This is a genomic window from Paraburkholderia sp. GAS334, assembly GCF_050436625.1.
Taxonomy (GTDB): domain Bacteria; phylum Pseudomonadota; class Gammaproteobacteria; order Burkholderiales; family Burkholderiaceae; genus Paraburkholderia.
The window spans coordinates 1-1,514 of record NZ_JBNDMO010000093.1; the positions used below are offsets into that span (position 1 = coordinate 1).

General features: G+C 63.7%; 1 protein-coding gene. It reads right to left on the reverse strand.

Annotation, left to right across the window (positions count from 1 at the left end; translation table 11 throughout):
- Nucleotides 1-92 precede the first annotated feature (92 nt).
- Nucleotides 93-1,514: ISNCY family transposase (locus P3T21_RS38370; protein ID WP_429261052.1), on the reverse strand; the 1,422-nt coding region annotated here is incomplete at its 5' end.

Consider the following 1,514-nt stretch of genomic DNA (forward strand, 5'->3'; position numbering starts at 1 on the left):
ATGTCATAGCCATTTCAAGATGTCGTGGCGGCAGCTAAATACAGATGTCGTGTTTTTAGGGGTTAAAAGGTCTGTCTTTCATGGGTCACCGATCACGCAGTGTCGAAGGAGGGCGCCTGAACGGGCAGGGCGCTTACGTCTGTTTCGACCGACTTTGCAGACCGACGGCCGGGTTTGCGTTTTTGCTTCGGCTGCCTGCGTTGTGCCAGTTCCGTGATCACACCGTTGATGTCATCCTGTGTGAATTCACGCTGCTTCTTCGTGCCCTGCGCGCGTTCCGTTGCCCGAACCGGTTGTCCCTGATTCGTGCGCGCAGGGGAGCCGGAGATGCGCCGGTTGTCGCGTTGCGCCTGGATCACCTGCGCGACCTGCAGTACGTGACCCAGCCGTTTGTGTTCCACCACCGTGCCGCTATCGATCTCGGCCAGTCTGTCGTATTGCCGGCTCGGCAACACGCGACCATCGGCGCGGATCTCGATGCGTCCGTCCGGGTACTCCCACACGTCGATGTAGCGGTGGATCAGTTTCCGGTTCTCCGCCGTGTCATCCAGCAGGTACATCACGCGGTCGTACTGCACCGTCAGCGACTTCGTCACACGTCGCGTCTCGCGCCACGTCATCAGCAGGTCGAGATTCTCGTCAGCCCGCAGCGGCCGGTGCGCATCGAACGCACTCTTCGGCGCCCTGGCAAACCGCGCGTTGTAGGCCGCGATGAAGGAGGGCGCATACGCATTGGCATCAGCCACCGTGCTGATGCCGCGCAGCCGCAGCTCCTTGACCAGCCGGTCCTGCAGCGTCAGGTGGGCGCGCTCGACGCGGCCCTTCGCGGAACTGCTGTTCGCGCAGAACGTGTCGATGTTCAGTTCGTACATCGCCCGGCCGAAATGCGTCACGCTGCTGCCGGTTTCATGGGCTTTGCCACTGCGAAACACGCTCGCCTTGTCGCTGTAGAACGCGCCGGGCTTGCCGTGGCATTCGATGTACGCGCGCGTCGCCTCGAAATAGCTGAACGTCGATTCACTCGCCGTGAAGTGCAGATGCATCAGCCGGCTGGTCGCATCGTCGACGTACACCAGCAGCGTGCAGGCCGGCGCCCGTTCCTCGAACCACCGGTGATCGCTGCCATCGATCTGGATCAGTTCGCCCAGGCACGCACGACGGGCCCGCGGCTGGTAGATCCTGGGCGGCCGCTGCCGGCGCGGAATCCACAGCCCGGCATCCGTCATCAACCGCCTGACCGTCTCCCTGGCGAGCCGGATGCCGTGACATTCGTACAGCTTCTCGGAGGCCAGCGTCGGCCCGAAATCGGCATAGCGCTCACGGATGATCGCCAGAGCCCGCTGGGCCAGACTCTCGTCCAGACGCCGGTTACCTTGCCGGCCACGCTTGCGCGAGCTCAGTCCGGACGCACCGGACTCGCGGTAACGGACTACCAGACGTTGGACCTGCCGTACGGTCAGGCCCAGACGCTCGGCCGCGCGTCCGGGCTTGAGCCGCATGTCCACCACGGACTG